At 40.6% G+C, this 19,093-nt stretch carries 15 protein-coding genes; 5 read left to right on the forward strand and 10 right to left on the reverse strand.

Annotated features, from left to right (window positions below; translation table 11 throughout):
• Window positions 1-34: 34 nt before the first annotated feature.
• Window positions 35-880 (reverse strand): molybdate ABC transporter substrate-binding protein, encoded by an 846-nt coding sequence (gene modA / locus DK846_RS17070; RefSeq protein ID WP_245926602.1) that lies wholly within the window; start codon window positions 878-880, stop codon window positions 35-37.
• A gap of 824 nt (window positions 881-1,704) precedes the next feature.
• Between modA and DK846_RS17075 the strand changes: the two genes are divergently transcribed.
• Window positions 1,705-3,084, forward strand: coding sequence for a PKD domain-containing protein (locus tag DK846_RS17075; RefSeq protein WP_109970214.1), 1,380 nt, complete (start codon window positions 1,705-1,707; stop codon window positions 3,082-3,084).
• Between the two features lie 241 nt (window positions 3,085-3,325).
• Here the strand turns inward: DK846_RS17075 and mcrA are convergent, their stop codons facing one another.
• The 5 genes from mcrA to mcrB are packed head-to-tail and all read right to left on the reverse strand — an operon-like array spanning window position 3,326 to window position 8,242.
• Window positions 3,326-5,029, reverse strand: coding sequence for a coenzyme-B sulfoethylthiotransferase subunit alpha (gene mcrA, locus DK846_RS17080; protein WP_109970229.1), 1,704 nt, complete (start codon window positions 5,027-5,029; stop codon window positions 3,326-3,328).
• 13 nt (window positions 5,030-5,042) lie between these two features.
• Entirely contained in the window at window positions 5,043-5,801 is a 759-nt protein-coding gene (mcrG, locus tag DK846_RS17085; protein WP_109970215.1) for a coenzyme-B sulfoethylthiotransferase subunit gamma, read from the reverse strand.
• 4 nt (window positions 5,802-5,805) lie between these two features.
• Complete coding sequence (gene mcrC / locus DK846_RS17090) at window positions 5,806-6,441, reverse strand: methyl-coenzyme M reductase I operon protein C (protein ID WP_109970216.1); 636 nt, start codon at window positions 6,439-6,441, stop codon at window positions 5,806-5,808.
• Window positions 6,441-6,911, reverse strand: a complete 471-nt coding sequence (mcrD, locus tag DK846_RS17095; protein WP_109970217.1) for a methyl-coenzyme M reductase operon protein D — start codon at window positions 6,909-6,911, stop codon at window positions 6,441-6,443. Before mcrD ends, mcrC begins: the two co-directional genes overlap by 1 nt.
• Window positions 6,912-6,931: 20 nt before the next feature.
• Window positions 6,932-8,242: a coenzyme-B sulfoethylthiotransferase subunit beta gene (gene mcrB, locus DK846_RS17100; protein ID WP_109970218.1), complete on the reverse strand. Its 1,311-nt coding sequence runs from the start codon at window positions 8,240-8,242 to the stop codon at window positions 6,932-6,934.
• A gap of 498 nt (window positions 8,243-8,740) precedes the next feature.
• Between mcrB and DK846_RS17105 the strand changes: the two genes are divergently transcribed.
• On the forward strand, window positions 8,741-9,673 hold the full coding sequence (locus tag DK846_RS17105) for a GDP-mannose 4,6-dehydratase (protein WP_109970219.1): 933 nt from the start codon (window positions 8,741-8,743) through the stop codon (window positions 9,671-9,673).
• Here DK846_RS17105 and gmd read toward each other — a convergent pair.
• The 4 genes from gmd to DK846_RS17130 all read right to left on the reverse strand — a co-directional run bounded on the left by gmd (window position 9,670) and on the right by DK846_RS17130 (window position 14,786).
• On the reverse strand, window positions 9,670-10,719 hold the full coding sequence (gene gmd / locus DK846_RS17110; protein WP_109970220.1) for a GDP-mannose 4,6-dehydratase: 1,050 nt from the start codon (window positions 10,717-10,719) through the stop codon (window positions 9,670-9,672). The two genes, DK846_RS17105 and gmd, sit on opposite strands and share 4 nt — an antisense overlap.
• Before the next feature lie 331 nt (window positions 10,720-11,050).
• Window positions 11,051-12,148: a glycosyltransferase family 4 protein gene (locus DK846_RS17120; protein ID WP_109970222.1), complete on the reverse strand. Its 1,098-nt coding sequence runs from the start codon at window positions 12,146-12,148 to the stop codon at window positions 11,051-11,053.
• A gap of 6 nt (window positions 12,149-12,154) precedes the next feature.
• Complete coding sequence (locus tag DK846_RS17125; RefSeq protein WP_109970223.1) at window positions 12,155-13,264, reverse strand: glycosyltransferase family 4 protein; 1,110 nt, start codon at window positions 13,262-13,264, stop codon at window positions 12,155-12,157.
• Between the two features lie 181 nt (window positions 13,265-13,445).
• Window positions 13,446-14,786, reverse strand: coding sequence for a glycosyltransferase (locus DK846_RS17130; protein ID WP_109970224.1), 1,341 nt, complete (start codon window positions 14,784-14,786; stop codon window positions 13,446-13,448).
• Between the two features lie 92 nt (window positions 14,787-14,878).
• Between DK846_RS17130 and DK846_RS17135 the strand changes: the two genes are divergently transcribed.
• From DK846_RS17135 to wecB, 3 genes are read left to right on the forward strand one after another with little or no spacing between them, the layout of a single operon-like run.
• Window positions 14,879-16,102, forward strand: a complete 1,224-nt coding sequence (locus DK846_RS17135; protein WP_109970225.1) for a glycosyltransferase family 4 protein — start codon at window positions 14,879-14,881, stop codon at window positions 16,100-16,102.
• A complete protein-coding gene (locus DK846_RS17140) occupies window positions 16,099-17,319 on the forward strand; it encodes a glycosyltransferase family 2 protein (protein WP_109970226.1) in 1,221 nt (406 codons plus the stop codon). The genes DK846_RS17135 and DK846_RS17140 overlap by 4 nt, the downstream gene beginning before the upstream one ends.
• Before the next feature lie 42 nt (window positions 17,320-17,361).
• Entirely contained in the window at window positions 17,362-18,441 is a 1,080-nt protein-coding gene (gene wecB / locus DK846_RS17145; RefSeq protein ID WP_109970227.1) for a non-hydrolyzing UDP-N-acetylglucosamine 2-epimerase, read from the forward strand.
• Window positions 18,442-19,093: the final 652 nt, after the last annotated feature.

Genomic DNA, 19,093 nt, shown 5'->3' on the forward strand with positions numbered 1-19,093 from the left:
CATCAATCCGAAAAATTGGTTATCCCTTTCGATCTCAGGGCTGAACGTCTTTATATTGCTCGTCTCCGTATGCCGGGAATTTATACTTCTTGAAAGAATCTTTCCCTGCGTCTGATGCTACATAATCTACAAATTTCTGAGCTTTTTCAGGCTGTTTGGAGAATGTTGTGGCCCCTTCTGCTACAACGAGGACATAATCATTGACATTTTCAACTGGAATAGTGTCCATAGTCTTGTCGCTTATCTGATCCAGTGTAAGAAGTGATACATCAATAGATCCTGCATTCATAGCAGAGACGAGTTCGTTGATGGTTGAGGTTCTCACGACAACATTCTTTTCCACAGCGTCAGCAATTCCAAGGTCCTTGAAAAGTTTATCTCCAGTAGTTCCGATCGCTGTTGCTTTTATATCTCCAAGCCCAATCTTGAGACCTGGCTTTGCAAAGTCTTCAACTGAGGTGATGTTCTTAGGATTTCCTTTCTGCACTGCGACGATTGGCACATGGTATGCAATATACTGTGGTTCGCCTACGAGTCCTTTATCTTCTGCTGTTTTATACGCATCAGATCCACCTGCAATTAAAACATCTCCTTTATGGGTGATATCCATCTGACTCAAAAGAGCTCCTGATCCCTGGAAATTGTATACTACCGTGATTCCGGTCTCATTAGTAAATGTTGATCCGATCTCCTGAACCGGTTTTTTGAGACCTGCTCCCGCATAGATGAGAAGTGCTTCAGGATTCTTTGCCATCAGGTCATCAATTGAAACATTTCCACTCTGATTTGCTGATGAAGTTGCATTATCTGCTGCTAATGTCCCCGGTATGAGCAATCCTGTGATAAGGAGGCTCATACATAATAGTAAAATTGATCTCATTACCTTATCTCTCATTATTACCGTATCATAGTTACAACTTCAACATTAAAAAAGGGTGTGATTCACAGTGAGATTTCCCCAAAATTTTTTCTATGGTCTTTATGTCACGATCTTTTATCTGATATTTGTCAATATATGAACAAAAATAATTAATTTATATTTTAAATGAAACCTTAAGATTGAAGGGCAAGTGTATGTATCTTCATCTTCTTCTGAAATGAGAGTGTACGGCTCTGATATCTCGTCCGAAATAATTCAGACATAAGGGAGAAATTGTAGGATTATTAATGAGTGAACGGGTAATTCCGGTATCGGGTGATTTCAGTGAATTACCCTTTTGGAGAGATTTTTGATTTTGATTGTAAGCAGAGGTTCCTGGTTCTTTTGGAAGGATCTGCTTTTTTGATTCAAAGAAGTATACCCGGTATTATGGCCGGAAGGTATTACATTGTGGGGGATTTTAAAATTCTATCTCGAAAAGCAGATTATTGAATGTGTTAAAAAAAGAAGATGATTTAGAATCTGGAATGAGAGCCATTCCTGTTTCCATGTCGACTGAAAGAGTCTCATCTGCATTCCCTTCTATTGGGATCGCAAAGTATTGCATCATCAATGATGTGACAGGTTTCCGGATAGATCAGAAAAATTCGAAAAACTTATGCTGACTCGTGATTATGATACTCTTATAAGCATGGGTTTAGTTTGCCAGATGATTCTATCTAATGTGAGACCCGATCTCTGCAAAATTTTCATGTTATGATAATTATTCTGGTGTAATGTAATCTCTAACATACATGTAGGTCAGGTAATCTGATGGAGTTATCATGAGTAGAATATCTGTAATTTTTATTCTGGCACTTGCTTTGGCAATATCTGCAATGAGCGTATATGGTGATGAACCAGGATTTACCTCACATCAACAATTCGTGACCCAAAATGTAGGTTCTAACCCTGTTGATTTTTCGGGTGCTCCTACGTCCGGAAGAGCGCCGCTCATGGTCATGTTCTCAGATCTTTCAAAAGGAAATCCATCGGGATGGGTGTGGGATTTTGGTGACGGTTATTCATCTGGTGGTGAAGACCCGGTTCATACCTATGCAAATGGTGGGGTATACACAGTACGGTTAACTGTACAATATCCTGATGGGAGTAGTAAGACCCAGGTGAAAGAGAAATATATTCAGGTTAATCCGCTCCCACTTGAAGCAAACTTCAGTGCAGCTCCGCAATCAGGTAAGGCTCCCCTTACCGTGCAGTTCTCGGATCTCTCAACCGGGGGAATGGTCTGGTTCTGGGACTTTGGAGATGGTTCACCAGCAAGTTCGATTCCCGATCCTTCGCATACTTTCACCGGACCAGGCTCCTACTCTGTCACGCTCAAAATAAGTAATGAACAGGGAGAGAGTAAAAGTCACAAAATGGATATTCAGGTTTTATTATCAGAACCGCTATCTGCAGAATTTGTTGGAACACCGAGATCAGGTGCAGCTCCCCTCAGTGTTCAGTTTTCAGATAAGTCCAGTGGCGAGATCAGTTCCTGGATATGGGATTTCGGTGACGGTACCAGAGATTCTATTGAAAGCCCCACTCATACATACATCCACGAAGGCACATATCCTGTAACATTGACAATACGAGACAATCATGGGAACACGGATACTGAAGAGAAATTGCAATATGTATCTGTTCGTAATGAATCTCCCCTAATCGATTCAATCCCAATATCGGCAGGCTGGAATTTTGTTTCAGTTCCTAAAAATCTTGCACCTGGTAAGGATACTGCCCAGATATTTGAGCATATTGATGTTGCCGGGCATAGTGCATTGCAGTATGAACCATCCCAAGGGTGGGTTCCTCTTCTTCGGACAACTCAAATCAAACCGTTTATGGCATTCTGGATATATTCGGCAAAAACTGATTCGGTTCCACTCTCCTATGATTCAACCTCACAAAAGATACAGCCCCGGATGCTCTCGCAGGGATGGAATGCAGTTGGATTTTCTGAAATCAGTTCAGTTGAAGCACGAAAGGCACTCTCATCCATACGTGATGAATGGCAGGACTGTCTCGGGTTCAATGCTACACTGCAGCGGTATGATGGCATGATTGTAAAAGGGGTTAATGATGAAACAGCTGTACATCCATTTGAGGGATACTGGGTATATATGTCAAAACCCGGGACCATTTCAGAAATTAAAACCTAATCCCACCTTTTATTGATAAGAGATTAGTTCCCGAATTACAGAAAAACGAACCCTCATTTTTAGGTTGAACTCGATGCGATTAATTCTCGTCATCAGGTCTCAGCTCATATACTCAAATCTGAACGAATAGTCCACAGAGAAAACAGATCACCAGATCTCCGTGATTCTTCTTCAACGTAATTATCAGAATTATTCAATGCTGGTGAATCAGGCAAAAAAGAAAAGAAAGATTGTTCCCGGTTTAACGGGCTGGCATAAGGAGAGATCTCTCTCCGGCCGGAACGAACTCGCGGATTGCACCCTTTGCAAACTCCTTGCGTGGCTCGCTGAAGTCGAAGACCAGGGATGGGTCTGCGAAGGTGATCTTGATCAGTGGGGAGAGACAGAATCCGTCGCCACGTCCGTAGTGTGAGGAAGCGACGATTGCTGCGTATTCTCCCTGGTGACCCACGTTCATTGCGTAGTTCGGGTAGTTTGGTCCACGGAATTCGCCGATACAGCCTTCGTCTGGCCGGACGGAGAGTGAGTTGGTGGAACCGCACTGGTCCTGAAGGTCGTATCCGAAGAAGCCGAGACGTGACCAGCCTTCCTTGTGCAGGAGCATGGACAGGTACCAGCCGTTCAGACCAGCGTTGGAGTTTGCAGTTGCGATAGAGGTAGAGATACCTGATGCTGCTGCAAGCACTGCTGCACGCTGTGAACCACCGAAGTGGTCTTCCATTGCGGTTGGGAACTGTTCGTACTGTTCCATACCGTTGAGGGTAACCTCGGTTGCAATGTCGTTGACGATCTCCTGGGTTGGCTTGACCTTGTTGTCTGTGCTTGGGGTCTTGTAGTCAACCTTGTACTTGTCCTTGATGTAGTCCATACCGTAGTAGCAGTACTCATCGAGGATGTTGTCGGTGTATGCTGCGGTTGCATACTGGGTGAATCCGACACCACCGGACATGTACGATCCGAGCCAGATCTGATCAAAGAGCATTGCTCCTGCACCGACGACCTCAAGGGTTGATTTGCAGGGGTCGTTTGGATACTTCCGGTTTGCCTGGATCATATCACCGAAGTGACCGAAGAGGATACCACCGGGCTCGTTTGGACCACGTGCACGACGTGCTGGCAGGTGGCTACCCATCTGGATAACACCGGCGTGCTTTGCGGCGTAGGAGAGGTCAGCGACTGCTGCTTCACCGGCGCACATGCGGTATGCAGTGATGAAGGACATACCGATCTGCATTGCAGACCAGCGGCTGGTGGTTCCACCATCACAAGTACGGGAGACGATGGTTGGGATGTGGATTGCCTGCCAGAGTGACTTGCCGACTGCTGCCTTGAGTTCCTCTGCCTGCTTTGCCGGGAAGAGTTTGTCGACATCAAGGACGAACTGCTTCTCGAGCTGGTCTGCAAGTTCGGAGTCTCCGGTGAAGACCTTACAGTAACAGTCGTCTACGACTGATGGGTGGGTCTCGACCATGTGTTCCTGAACCACTGCTGCGCCTGGCATTGCGTGGTTGAGGATGTGGAGGTACTCATTGATGGTTTCAGGGGTGATTTCCTTGCCGAGACGCTTCTGCAGGGTGTTGTGGGCGAGGTCCATTGAGACGATGATAGTCCGGCGGATATCATCCCACATCTGCTGCATTGCTGGGTTGTTGACGAAGTGCAGGTCGTCACCCTCTACGAAGGTTCCGGTTCCGGAGACTTCGTAGGTCATGAGCTGACGCTGACCCATTGGCAGACCACCGAGGTGGCAGCGGTTGGGGTCGTACATGGAGATACCACGGCGGAGTTCAACCTTCTTTGAGGCTGCCATGAACTCGCGTTTTCTCGGGGACTGGTTTACACCGTCAAAGTTGTAGAAGCTGGTCTTGGTGTCCTGGACATCTCCCTCAAATTTCTCTTTCAGAGCCTTGAGGAAAAGTTTCTGTGCTCTCTCAATTTTTGCCATGTATGATGCCTCCTTACTCAACCGGCATGAAGCCGTATTTGGTCCTCAGGGAGTGAATGCGCTGAACGTATTCGACGTATTCTGGGTCGTCACGGAATGCGGTACCGACGAGTGAGTGGAACATGGTCGTGTTTGCCTTGAGCCATGCTTCGTCCATTGGCTTGCCGACTGGGACTTTCTTGTCGAGTGGAACACCAATCTGGTCCTTGACGTACTTGACAACTCCTCCATCGAGCACACACCGCTGCAGCATATCGAACATCATACCATCTTCTGCAAGACGGAGTGAGTGACCGTGCACAGTTGCTCCACGAATACCGACACGTGCCGGGTCGAAGAGGTTGGTGTTGATCAGGTCGGATGCGATCTTTTCGAGGTCACGCTCACGTGATTCGACGATCTGACGGCCAGACAGGGTTCCTGGGTCGATACCACGGTAGCGGTACATCTCGACGTAGGTTCTCTGGTATGGCTGGGATGGTGCATTGAACATAGAGTCAGCGAACTGGATGTACCGAACACGGTCTCCAGCCTTTGCTCCCTCGGTTGGGCTGACAATCTTACGGATTGGACAGTCTGGCTCTCCCTGCTCTGCAAGTGGTGGGTGAGCGGTTGGGTATGCCTGACCGGGTGCACGGTGTCCCATGATCAGGACAATCTCCTCATCCGTGACGTCACGGATCTTCTCAAGCTTTACGCCGGGGTTCATCTGCTTGCGCCGGTTTTCGGCGACAATAGAATTACCTGGACCATACTGTGGTGTATATGCCATTGTTTTATCTCTCCAAATCAGATGATTTCATCAATCTCATAACTGCATGAATGACGTCTGCAATCTTCTCGCGTGACGGGGTCTGTCCTCTTGTAATACCACTTACGATCTCCATAACCGTTCCTTTCGTCTGGATATGGTGTTCTGGTGGCATCACGTACGCCGTTTTAATTCCTTCACGTGCGAAGTCCTCATAATCGATGGGAGCCTGACAGACCACTACGGCCGGAATGTCGCAATCTCTCAGAATAGATCTTACTTTTGCGACCACGTGTGATCTGACGTTTCCATGGTGCAGGACCGCTACTTTATGGCGGTTAATCTGGGAAACCTCCTTCTCGTTCAGACCAAAATATGCACCGAGTACATGACCGGCACTCTTCGGAGCATCAGGGGGAATGCCGCTTCCGGCATTGAGGATCATCGTACTGATGCTGTATTCAACCCCCTGTGCCCGGAGAGCTGATGTTATATCACATACTGGTTTGGTGACGTGTCTTCTGCCGGGAGACATCCCGACGATGATCACATCGGGATACCGACACTCTGATATTGTTCCCCTCTGGGCAAGAGCTCCTCCTTTGCCCATGCCGGCGCTCTCCCGGCAGTCTACTATCTGAGTGACACGTCCTATCGGCATTATTTGGTTCCTTGAATAAGGGTGGGTCCGGTCTTATTCTTCGGGTCAACGATCCCGATCATCATTTCATCTGCCCCGGGACCGTATTTTGCATAATCGGTCTGAGTCGGCGTGGATCTCATGAACTTTCCTTCCTTAAGTCCGTAGGTAAAGTTCACAAAGACCTCCCTGCACGCCTCGTCGATCCGGGGGACGATATCCCGGGTCTCAAGTTCAAGAAGGATGGTTCCGACCTGCACCCGCAGGTCGACATCGGTTCCTCCCACAACGATTCGGACACGACCGGAATGGGGGTTTGGAAGACCCCTTGCGGGGCCATAGGGGACGAGCTGAGGAATACTGGGTCCGTTTATTACAATCCGGCGGATACCCTCTATTGCCACCAGCTTGTTGAGGATCTTCTCAACCGTTTCAGGTTTTAAAAGGCGTTCGGTGACAATCCGACACTGCGGGAATTCTGCCTCGCTCATTATGCAATCCTGTATGTGAATTACACTCCGTTAGCTACGTGCTGGATTGGGGTGTTGAACTCTGGAATCTTACCGAAGGTCTCTCCGTAGATCTTGGAGGTTGCCTCTGGTGAGAACATCTGGGTTCCTGCATCAAGTGCACAGGCTGCCACGATACATGGCATACCTACACCGGCTGCGTGCCTGGTAACGACGTGGTTTCCGTTGAAGGTTCCCGGGCCACCGCCACCATAGATTGAGTGGCTGAAGAACGAGAATCCTACTGCTACTCCCATTGTACGGCCGTAGTCACAGCCTGGCAGACCAGTCTCGTGCTCGAGAAGGTCGTTGAAGTACAGGAGGGTGGAAGATACTGCCTGTGCGAACCGGCCTGCACCACAGTTTACCATGGTTGCAGCGAGGGTTCCTGCTGCGGTGTATGCATTCCAGAGTCTTGGATCCTTGGTCTCGTAGAATGTGTATCCAGAGGGTCCCTTCTTTCCTGCGGTGATAACCTTGTCTTCGAGTGCCTTCTCAACGAGGGACTGAACGACGGTTCCGACGGTACCGGTTGCGCCGTTCTTCTTGACGAGGTCATATACCAGGTTGTTTGCATTCAATCCCTGGTATGCCAGGAGGAGAAGTTGTGCACGCTCGAATGGGCCGATTGCGGCTCCCATCTCGAACTCTCCAGCGTGCTCAAACACTGCTGAGAGTGCTGCACCCTGCATTGCGTTCTTGCTGGTCATCATCACGGCGTGGTTTGCCGGGATGTTACGGAGTGCGTATCCGAGACCTTCGTTGTTCTGGGGAATGGAAAGGATAGATGCACAGTTGCTGCCGACCATGTCCATGGTCTGTGGGTAGGTACCCCAGAAGGCTGCCTTGACCATGGAACCGTCGAACATGTTTACATTAAACTGGTCGATGGTTGCGTAGGTTGCTGCTGCTGCGACTGAAGTGATTGCTGCATCGTAGGTTGCTGCGGCCTGGATACGAGCACTTGGGACAGTGACGAGCAGGAGTTTGCCGCCATTGAACTCACGGATCTCGGTATCGTCGCCTTCTTCAACCTGGATCATCTTGAAGATTTTCTCCTTGATTGCACCGGCGTTTCCGGAGATATCAAGGTTCATCTCACGACCCTTAATGAAGTTACCCTTACCAATTGCTCCGGTCTTCAGTGCTGCCTCTGCTCCTGCGAGGTTGACTGCGACTGTCCGCTTGGTCAGGTCAATCATCTTTTTCATGCCAGGGTTCACGAGCGGGCTGATCTTTTCAAGAGCTACACCGCTTTTCAGCAGTTTACCCTGATCATCATAGAGATCAATAGTGTCGGAAAATTTTGCCATATGGTTCCTCCGATGTTCCTTTCAAACCTGTACGATTCGTTCACTGAATACTGCGTAAGGCGAATCACTGTGTGGCTGAAATCACTCGTACATGTCCCCAAAGGGACTGAAGATAAGTGGGAATCTGTTAATATAACTGTTTCGGTTTGATTTTAGAATAAACTTTTTATGCAAATGCCCATTTTTGCGGTTTATTTGAGATATTAATAAATATAAATTTGGGGTTTATGGTGATCATTGTTATGTAAAAAATGATTAAGGAAATTTTGTATTACGTTTCATTCAATACGTCCGATCTCATTTGGCGCCCTGATGATTTGAAAATTATGGTCTGATATTACTTGGATATATCATCATGATGTTTATAATGGTATCTTGCGGATAAATTAGGTGCCATGGTCTTAACGTTTTGAATGATAATAATGAGAAAGAAGTAGGGATGTCCCGAATTTGTCATAAAAAGGACGATTGGGAATTATTCATTAGGGAGGGAGGCGAATGAAAAGGTATCTGGTAACTGGTGGAGCTGGTTTTATCGGCTCTCATCTCTCTCGTGCTTTGCTGGCTCGAGGTGACAGTGTTGTAATCTTCGATTCATTGGATTCTGGAAATCTGGCGAATATTACAGACTTACAAAAAAATCCACATCTTGAGTTTATTGAAGATACTATTCTGAATAAAACCCGGTTGTTATCAATATGTTCTCATATTGATGGGATTTTTCATTTAGCTGCTCTGGTTTCTGTTCAGAGGTCAATTGATGATCCAGAATTAAACCATTCTATTAATGTGGATGGGATGTTTAATGTTCTCGAATCTGCCAGAAAGGAAAAGGTTCCAAAAATTGTATTTGCTTCATCCGCTGCACTTTATGGAAATGCCTATGTTCCACCACATAAGGAATCATTTCCTCCTATCCCCCTTTCACCGTATGCAGTGGGGAAAAATCTATCCGAAATGTATTCATCCGTATATTCATCCCTGTATGGTATAGGATGTGTGTGTCTTCGCTTTTTTAATGTATATGGCCCTTACCAGGATCCGTCATCCCCGTATTCTGGGGTCATCTCCAAGTTTCTTGAGGCTGTCACTCAAGAAAAAAATATTATTATCTTTGGAGATGGGGAACAAACCCGGGATTTTGTTTATGTTATCGATGTTGTTCAGGCTCTTCTTCTTTCAATGGATAAAGATGTAAATGGTGTATTTAATGTGGGAACAGGTTTTACATCCTCCATTAATCAGTTAGCCTGTAATATAATTCAACTGAGCAACCGGAAAGTGGAGGTTATTCATATGGAAGCCAGAGGAGGAGAGGTTCGTCATTCGTGCGCAGATATAACTCAGGCACAGGAAAAATTAGGATATTATCCGGGATATTCACTTGAACGTGGTCTATTTGAGACGTATCAATGGTGGAAAGGGACTTAATCCCTCATCCACCATCGGCTCGGGAATTGCTTACTGAGTATTTCATATCCTTCGCCAATTGGTTGAACTCCAGCCGCTTTAAGATCTGCATCAACCATAATTTTTACGAGTTCTGAGAACTTGATCTTGGCTTTCCACCCAAGTTTCTTCTCAGCCCGTGATGGATCAGCAAGTAATGCTTCAACTTCAGTTGGTCTGAAATATTTTTTGTCTATTTTTACGTGTTTCTCGACATCAAGTCCAGCATATGAGAATGCTGCATTTACAAATTCCTGAACGGTATGTGTCTCGCCGGTTCCGATTACGTAATCATCAGGCTTATCCTGTTGAAGAATACGCCACATACACTCGACGTATTCAGGAGTAAATCCCCAGTCTCTTTTTGCTTCAAGGTTACCTAGGTAGAGATATTTCTCTTTTCCTGCAAGAATTGCAGCAATACCCCTTGTAATCTTCCTGGTTACAAATATCTCTCCGCGACGGGGTGATTCATGATTAAATAGAATCCCATTGCAGGCGAACATGTTGTACCCGTCACGATAGTTCCTTGTCATCCAGTAGGCATAGAGTTTTGCACAGGCGTATGGGCTGCGTGGCCAAAAGCAGGAATCCTCATTTTGCGGGGGATCTGTATGGCCAAACATCTCACTTGATGATGCCTGATAAAATTTCACATCAGGGTTACTTCTTCTGATAGCTTCGAGTATACGGGTCGTTCCAAGTGCAGTAACATTTCCGGTATATTCAGGGGTATCAAAACTTACGCGGACGTGACTCTGGGCACCGAGGTGGTATATCTCATCTGGCTTTATATTATAGAGTACATGGGATATCATTTCAGAATCTGAAAGATCTCCGTAATGAAAGAAGATCCGTGCATCCGGCTCGTGGGCATCAACATAGATATGGTCTATTCGCTGTGTGTTGAAAGTTGATGCACGGCGAACCAGTCCATGGACCTCATATCCTTTTGAAAGCAGTAATTCTGCAAGATATGAGCCGTCCTGACCGGTGATCCCGGTGATGAAGGCGGTTTTATGAGACATTGTTCCTATCTAGTTGGGGTTGCAACAAAAAAAGGAATGTGATCATTTGTTCAGAGACTGAATATACCACTTGATGGTTTCCCTAAGGCCAGTTTCGAAAGGAGTCCCGGATTCGAATCCAAACCACTGTTTAGCTTTAGACGTATCCAGGCATCTTCTGGGCTGACCATCCGGTTTGGTGGTGTCCCAGGTTACTTTTCCTGTGAAGCCAGTCTCTAGATTTTTGGTTATTATCAATATTTTGATGGAAATGGAGATCTTTCGGCACATTATCTCTTCATAGGGATATGAACGCTAAAACCAGTAGAATAGTTACCTTTATTATTTGTATTTATAGTATTGCGTTATATGCATCTTTAGTTGCATTTGCACATCGCTCCCAAGTGAACTCCTTTGAGCGGGTAAGATTATACATAATATGCTCATCCTGAATTGATTCATCTGTAAAAATGGTTTGAATTTTTACCGCAAGGTCTTCAAAATTATCAGGTTCAACCATAATTCCTTCAGATCCCACAATTTCTGGAAGCGATGATTTGTTTGATACAATTACTGGCGTTCCACATTTCATTGCTTCAAGAGGGGGAAGACCAAAGCCTTCATAATTTGAGGGAAAAACAAACACACTAGCTGCGCTATAGAGGATGGGGAGGTCTTCATAGGGTACAAATTGAAGGTAATGGACATTTTCATTCAATTTCAAGGAATCTACTAAGGAAAAAACTTCCTGATATTTCCAAGATTTTTTTCCGGCGATGACCAGATCTATATCAGAATTCTTTTGTCTAATTTTGTGATAAGCCTTAATTATTGTAGAAATATTTTTTTTGGGTTCGATTGCCCCGACAAAAAGAATAAAGGGATTAATTAAGTTGTATTTTTTACGTAGAGATCGAATCTCTGATTGGGTTGAGGGATGGAAATGGTCTGATACTCCAAGATGGGTAACATGAATTTTATCAGGATCAACATGGTATTTTCCGACAATATCTTTTTTTGTGTACTCCGATATTGAGAGTATTAGAGATGCTTTCCGCAGGATATTAGGTAGATAAATTCTTGATTGCATAGCGTAAAAAGGTGTAACGTATGAAGGATATAGTATGGGAATCAAGTCATATATCGTTATTGCGTACTTTTTAGATATTGAAGGCGAAATGGGGTATTGTCCAATATTATGAAGGATATCGACCTTTTTCAAGGATCGTTTTGCTAATGTTAGACTTTTGCTCCAAGAATAATACCAATATGGTCCAGGTATTATATTATGATCCACAATTCGACATCCATCGATTGGATCACCATCAGGGTGTTTTATAATTTCAATATCAAAGTCTGGTTTAAGTCTTTCAATAATCTGGAATGAGTAAGTACCCATACCCGTAGAATTTTTTTTTAGGTTACCTGTGGTAATACCAATGGTGTTCATAAAATTTTATTTCCCATACTCAATAACTGAGTTATACACTTCCAGGGTTTTGGAAGCAGTTTTTTTCCAAGAGAATTTTTTTGCTCGATCTAAACTATATAACGAATATTGATGATGGAATTCTGGATCTGATAAAAGTTTCAATATTAACTCTGAAAGTTGTTCATAATCATTTGGATTAATCATAAGGCCTTCCTTTCCCATGATTTCAGGGAGGGAGGAGACATTTGATGTAATAACAGGTGTACCGCATTTCATTGCCTCTAACGGGGGCAAACCAAAACCTTCATAACGTGAGGGAAAAACAAAAACCTCAGCGGATGAATATAGAGCTGGGAGATCTTCATACGGAACAAAATTCAGGATATGTATCTTTTTTGATAAATTAAGGGATTCGATTAGTTTAAATACAGTTTCGAATTTCCATGCTTTCTTTCCTGCAATAACCAAATCAAAATAGGGGTTAGATTTTTGGCATATATAATATGCTTTGATAAGTAATTCGATATTTTTTTTGGGTTCAATTGCTCCAACAAAGAGAATAAATGGATGGTTTAAGTTATATTTTTGTTTTATCCTTTTCTTCTCCTCTGGAGATGATGGATTGAAATGATTCGATACTCCAGAATAGATGACTTCAATTTTTTGGTCTGGTATTTTATAGATTTTAAGAATATCATCTTTTGTATGATTTGAAACAGTTATGATTTTCGAGGCTCTTTTAAGCATATATGGATAATATAATTTTGCTTGAATTGAAAAAATTGACCCCACATATTGAGGATAAAGTATTGGAATTAAATCGTGAATTGTTACAATATAATTATGTCCTATGTTGGGTGACACAGGATATTGGGCAGGATTATGAATAATATCTAATTTTTTTAAGCTTTGCTTTTTTAATGAAAGTGCCTGACTCCATAATATGTGGGAAAAAGACCGGCGGGGTATGGAAGATAAAATTGAAGAACATCCTAATACATCATCACCAAATGGATGTTTGATAAGAGTAAGATCGGTATTTTTTTTAAGGTCTTCTATTAACTGGAATACGTAAGTTCCGATTCCAGATTTATTTTGTTTTAGATCTCCAGTTATTAAGCCTATTTTAATCATAATAAAAATAAAAGGAAAATTCTCATAGTTTTCAAAAAGACATTTAGTTTGTAAATATTATAGAAGGTTAAATCAATGATTCATAGTTATTAGTATCCCTCATAATATCAAACCGATCTGCAATTTGTTATTCCTAATTATATTATTTATTAATTGATTTCATATATTAGGATTCAGATTTTTATAATAAATAATCATTTAATCCTTCCTGGTAAAACTCTAAATAATTTTTCACCATTACATCAATACTATAGTTGAGTAATACACGCTCTCTAGCACAGTGTCCCATTTTGGCTAGTAATTCTTTTTCAACCAGAACATTTTGAATCGAATTAGCCATATGTAAGGGATCATTGTTTTGAATAAGTATCCCTGTGATCCGATCTTCAATTAACTCAGGAATAGCTCCATTTCCCGTAGTAATTACGGGTAACCCACATGACATAGCTTCAAGTATGCTCATCCCAAAGGTCTCATCCTTTGAAGTGTGTATGTATAGATCTGCTGCTTGGTAATACTTGTTTACCATTATTTCTTCTTTTTGATAAGGGACTTCTTGAATAACAATAGAATTAACTACTTCAGTTCGATTCATACCACCAAGGATTAAAAAAATTATTTGGCCTTGAATTTGATCTCGTGAGAGATACTTTAAAGACTGTCTTAAAAAGTCCCAATTAAACTTTTTATTATCAAAACCTCCCTTAGATGTCATTATCAGTATTTTAGCAGAAAGTGGGAGTCCTAATTTTTCTCGAATTTTTTCTTTGTTACCTGGGGAGAAAACCGTTGTGTTGATTCCATGAGGGATGACACGTGATTTGATAATTGCTGGGCTGAGTATTGAATTATTAATATTGTCTAATACCCATTTACTTGGAGTAATAAGATAAATGCGGGATTTTTTAAAAATATCTTTCTTTTTTTCCCAGTTACTATGAAAAGAATTTGGAAAAAGCGTTTTGATTTTTGATCGGATAGGGCAATCATCACACCCATGTTGCCATTTCATACAAGAAAAAAAACTAGCACAATATCCAGTAATTAACCAATAATCATGGATCGTTAAAAAAATTGGAAGTTTGCTAGATAATTGAGGAATCGCTTTGATATCAAAATAATCCTCATGAAGATTGTGAAGATGAAGGATTTGTGTATCTTTTTTAAAATCATCAATTATGGTATATGATGATGGGTAGGGAATATTTTCATATCCAGCTAATGTTTTGAAAAAATAGGGGGTTTGAGTAATAAAACATTGAAATAATGATAAATGCCTTGGATTATACAAAATAGGATATTGACTTTTTAAAAGAAAGTCTTCGATAGTGAGCCATACCTTCTCTCTGACAGACCCCTGTTTTGGAGAAGGTATTTGAAAAACGAGTTCATTTTCGGTTTTTTTTCGCCCTACCAACAGAGATACGTCGTTTCCTCTTTTATTTAATTCATCAAGTAATGTTACTACTATTTTTTCCGCTCCACCACCTAAATCAGAATTATTTATAAGCAATATTTTCATTATTTACCGTTTCCTTATCTTTCCTAAATTAAATAAAAATATATATGTGGTGTTACATATGTTTATTTTGTTGAATATACTATCAATTGGGGATGTATTCACAAAATTTTAAGACGTATTTACTTTCGACAGAAAACCCAAATATCGGGATTGGAGGTAAAAATACACATCTCCTTTTGTTAGAACGTGGATTTCAACATATAGGACTTCAATATTTAACTATATATCCATCTGAAGTTTTGTTCTCTAATGATTCACCGATAAAGCAATTTAAACGCATGATTAAATATAAAGATAGGGCCGCCCTATTATCACCAATATTTAGACATATTTATGCTTTGTATGATTCAATAACTCCGGAAATACAAAAGATATCTACCCCTCCAACGGTTATCTTTCATTGTCATGATGTGTTAACACTTTCTATGGTTAACCGATATTTTCCAATGCAGCAGTGTGTAAAAATCTTAACTGTTCATGGATATTATACTCAAGAGATAATTGATGACTCTTTATTAGAAAAATCAATTGCTATAAAAAAATATTATAATTCTTGCATGAACATTGAAAAAGATGCAGTATATGCATCAGATCATATTATTGCAGTTGATTCAAGGATTAAAGATTATTTAATAAACAAATTCTCGTATAAACCCTCCAACATCTCAATATTTCAAAATGCCACAGATACTGATACTTTTTGTCCTGTGACATATGATCTAAAAAAGAAACTACGTTACAAATATGCGCACAAAAATGATGATATTATAATATTTGTTCCACGTCGTTTGGTTCCCAAAAATGGCGTTGAATACGCAATAAAAGCTATTCAGATGATAAAACAACCATATGTAAAATTGGTTATTGCTGGAGATGGGTTATTAAGGAAAGAATTGGAAGGCATCTCTAATGGCGATGATCGTATAATATTCCTTGGAGAAGTGCCTCACAACCAAATTGTAGACTATTATCAATTATCAGATATTATCCTTGTTCCTTCCATCACTTCAAATGATATTCAGGAAGCGACTTCTCTTTCTATGCTTGAAGGAATGGCATGTGGAAAGACCGTAATCTGCTCTGATATTGGAGGGATGCAGGAAGTATTAAAGAATAGTAAGGCGGGATTCTTAGTTCCAGAAAAAAATCCAGAAAGTATCGCAAATATCATCCAAGATATCATATTAAATCCAGAATTAGAAAAGTATGGAAAAATTGCACGATCCTATGTAATGGAACACCATTCCTATATTTCATATGCAAAACGTCTAGAAGACTTGTATCATTCCACTATGAAAACGAAGGGATTATTATGAAAAATCCGCGAGTTTCAATTTTGATGCCAACACATAACGATGAAGAAACAATTGTAGAATCCATAAATTCAGTAATATATCAAGATTATCAAAATTGGGAACTAATTATAATTAATGATCATTCTGAAGAAACTGATGCTATCATTTCACAGTTCAAAGATAACCGAATAAAATATCTACATAATTCGGGTGATATTGGGCAGTTAAATGCAATAAATTATGGAGTACCCTATATATCTGGCGAATTGGTTACATTTCTACATTCAGATGATCGTTTTAATTCATCCTCCTCTCTGATAGAATGTGTACAGCATTTTCAAGATATTACTCTTGATGGGATTTATTCAAACCTTCGTATAATAAATGAAGAAGGATATTTTACTGGTTTCCTAAGGACAGTACCAAGTGTGAGTAAAAATTTATTAAATGGTATCTTTTTATTACGTGGATCCAATATTGTATCTGATGTTTTTTTTGTAACAAAAGATGTATTTTTGAGTGTTGTATTAAATAATTATTTATTTTGGAATATGCCATACTGGTTTTATGAAAAAACAGATGACAAAAAAAAGATAGGTGTTAACACAGAAAAAATTGTAGATAAATCTACGAATAGTCTTAAGGTTCTAAATTTAAAAAAAGTAAAACCTTGGTATGATTATAGAGTTTATAAGAATAATTATATCAAATCTGAAGTAGGAAAGTTTGAAACATTTAATGGGATGCTGAGAACAACATTAGTCTTAAGCTGCTTTATTGATGAATTTCCTTTTTCGAGGCTTCCCCGAATTACAGAATATTTAATAAAAAAATATGGCTTTTCTATTTCACGAAAACGTAAGTATTCGGGTTCATATTTTGATTTAGTATGCTCAGTATATCGTGGAATATATGGAGAGGGATGCGTTAGTATGAATACATATTTAAAAGCAATTTTAGATTATTATCAAAATTATCCATCATCTAACGAAATAAAAATTCCAACTGAATTGATTAGGAATTGTAATAATTGGTATAAAGGGTGTGATGCAAGAAAGTTTTATCTTGATGTTATCAGTGAAGGAAAATTGGATCCCTTATATATATATATTTTTAAACATGCAAATGAGGGGTTTAATATAATAAATATTAACAGAAAGGAGGATCAGTCTAGAATGATTGATCTGTTGAAATTTTTAAATATTATGGCACGTGTTGAAGTAATAGATTTTCAATAACTGGTTTACCTCCCCCCAAAAAAAACATGGAATGATTAGAATATGAAGATTGGTATTATCCTTGGAACAAGACCCGAAATAATAAAAATGTCTCCAATAATTCGTTATTGTGAGAAATTGTCTATTCCATTTTTTATTCTGCATACTGGGCAGCATTACAGTTATGAAATGGACTCTCTTTTCTTCAAACAATTAATGCTCCCAAATCCCACATTTAATCTTAATATTGGTTCGGGATCTCATGCTGTGCAGACTGCCAAAATTCTAATTGGTGTTGAAGAAATCATTTCCCGTGAACATCCGAGCATAGTTTTGGTTCAAGGTGACACAAACACTGTTCTGGGAGGTGCCCTAGCAGCAGTGAAACTACACATCCCCATTGGACATATTGAAGCTGGTCTGAGAAGTAACGATAGAACGATGCCAGAAGAAATAAATCGAATTGTTACAGATCATTTGTCTAATTATCTGTTTACTCCAACGATTTGTGCACAGAACAACCTCATTAGCGAGGGTATCCAAAAGGATAAAATTTTTTCCGTGGGGAATACGATAGTAGATTCCGTTAATTATAATCTATCGATTGCTAACTCACAATATTCTCAAATGAATATTTATTCATTAAGTCCGAAGCAGTACGTTCTTGTTACCCTCCATCGAGCAGAAAATGTTGATTCAGTTAGCCGATTAAAAAAGATTTTCCAAGGATTGACTTCAATAATTAACGATTATAATTACCCTGTGATATTGCCTGTTCACCCACGTACCAAAAGAATGATTGAGCAAGAAAAAATTTCTTTTGGTAATATTCTCCTTATTAATCCTGTGGGCTACCTAGAGTTCCTCAACCTTGAATTTAATGCAAAAATTATACTTACCGATTCAGGAGGGGTTCAAGAAGAGGCCTGTATTCTAGGAGTTCCTTGTGTAACAATACGTGAAAACACGGAGCGTCCAGAGACTATTGAGGTTGGATCTAATATTCTGGCAGGAACAGAACCAGATTCAATAATTAGATGCTTTTGTGCGATGCTCGAAAAAAAATATGAATGGTCTAATCCATATGGAGATGGGAAAGCTGGTGAAAGAATTGTTGAATGCTTAAAAACTAAATTGTTGTGATTTTGATCTCAATACAAAACGACATAATTAATTTTCATAATGATCTTTATTAGTCATAAGGTATACTCCATTTTCAAATGCCCCAGTGATGGAGTCGAATAAGGAGAAATGATTACTTATTTTCCCCCATATCTTGACCGTGAGTATTTTTATTTCCCACATGGATAGAATATGTCAAAGAATTCCAGATGTTCAAGTGAAATTAACCTACTTTCCTACCTGCCGCCCGAAATTCGGGTTGTAAGGTGTTTGAGCCATATGACCCAACTTTGCCACTAATCAAAATAAATGTGTTATTAGTGATGTTTGAATCCTCCAAAATATGAAGCATATCTCAACGAAATTCATCAAAAATAGCGCTATCGAATTTGACAGTTACGATTTATTCGTGGATGAGGAATACAAAAAAAGTTCATTTACTCCAATTTTGATGCCATCATCACGGTAATTTTGGATCATAAGTAGGTGGTTACATTAAGTTTTGATGGAAAAATCTTCAACTGTCAAATACAGTTTCCTGATGAAATTCAGGGAAAATTTGATGGTAATAGTGGATGAGCTCATTGAGTCTCAAAGTCAAAGTGGCAATGTTAGGAGTGTGACAAGAGGTTGGTATTCAGATTGCGTAATGCTATTCTATCCGTTCGGAATA

This window comes from Methanospirillum lacunae (assembly GCF_003173355.1).
In the GTDB taxonomy this organism is placed as follows: domain Archaea; phylum Halobacteriota; class Methanomicrobia; order Methanomicrobiales; family Methanospirillaceae; genus Methanospirillum; species Methanospirillum lacunae.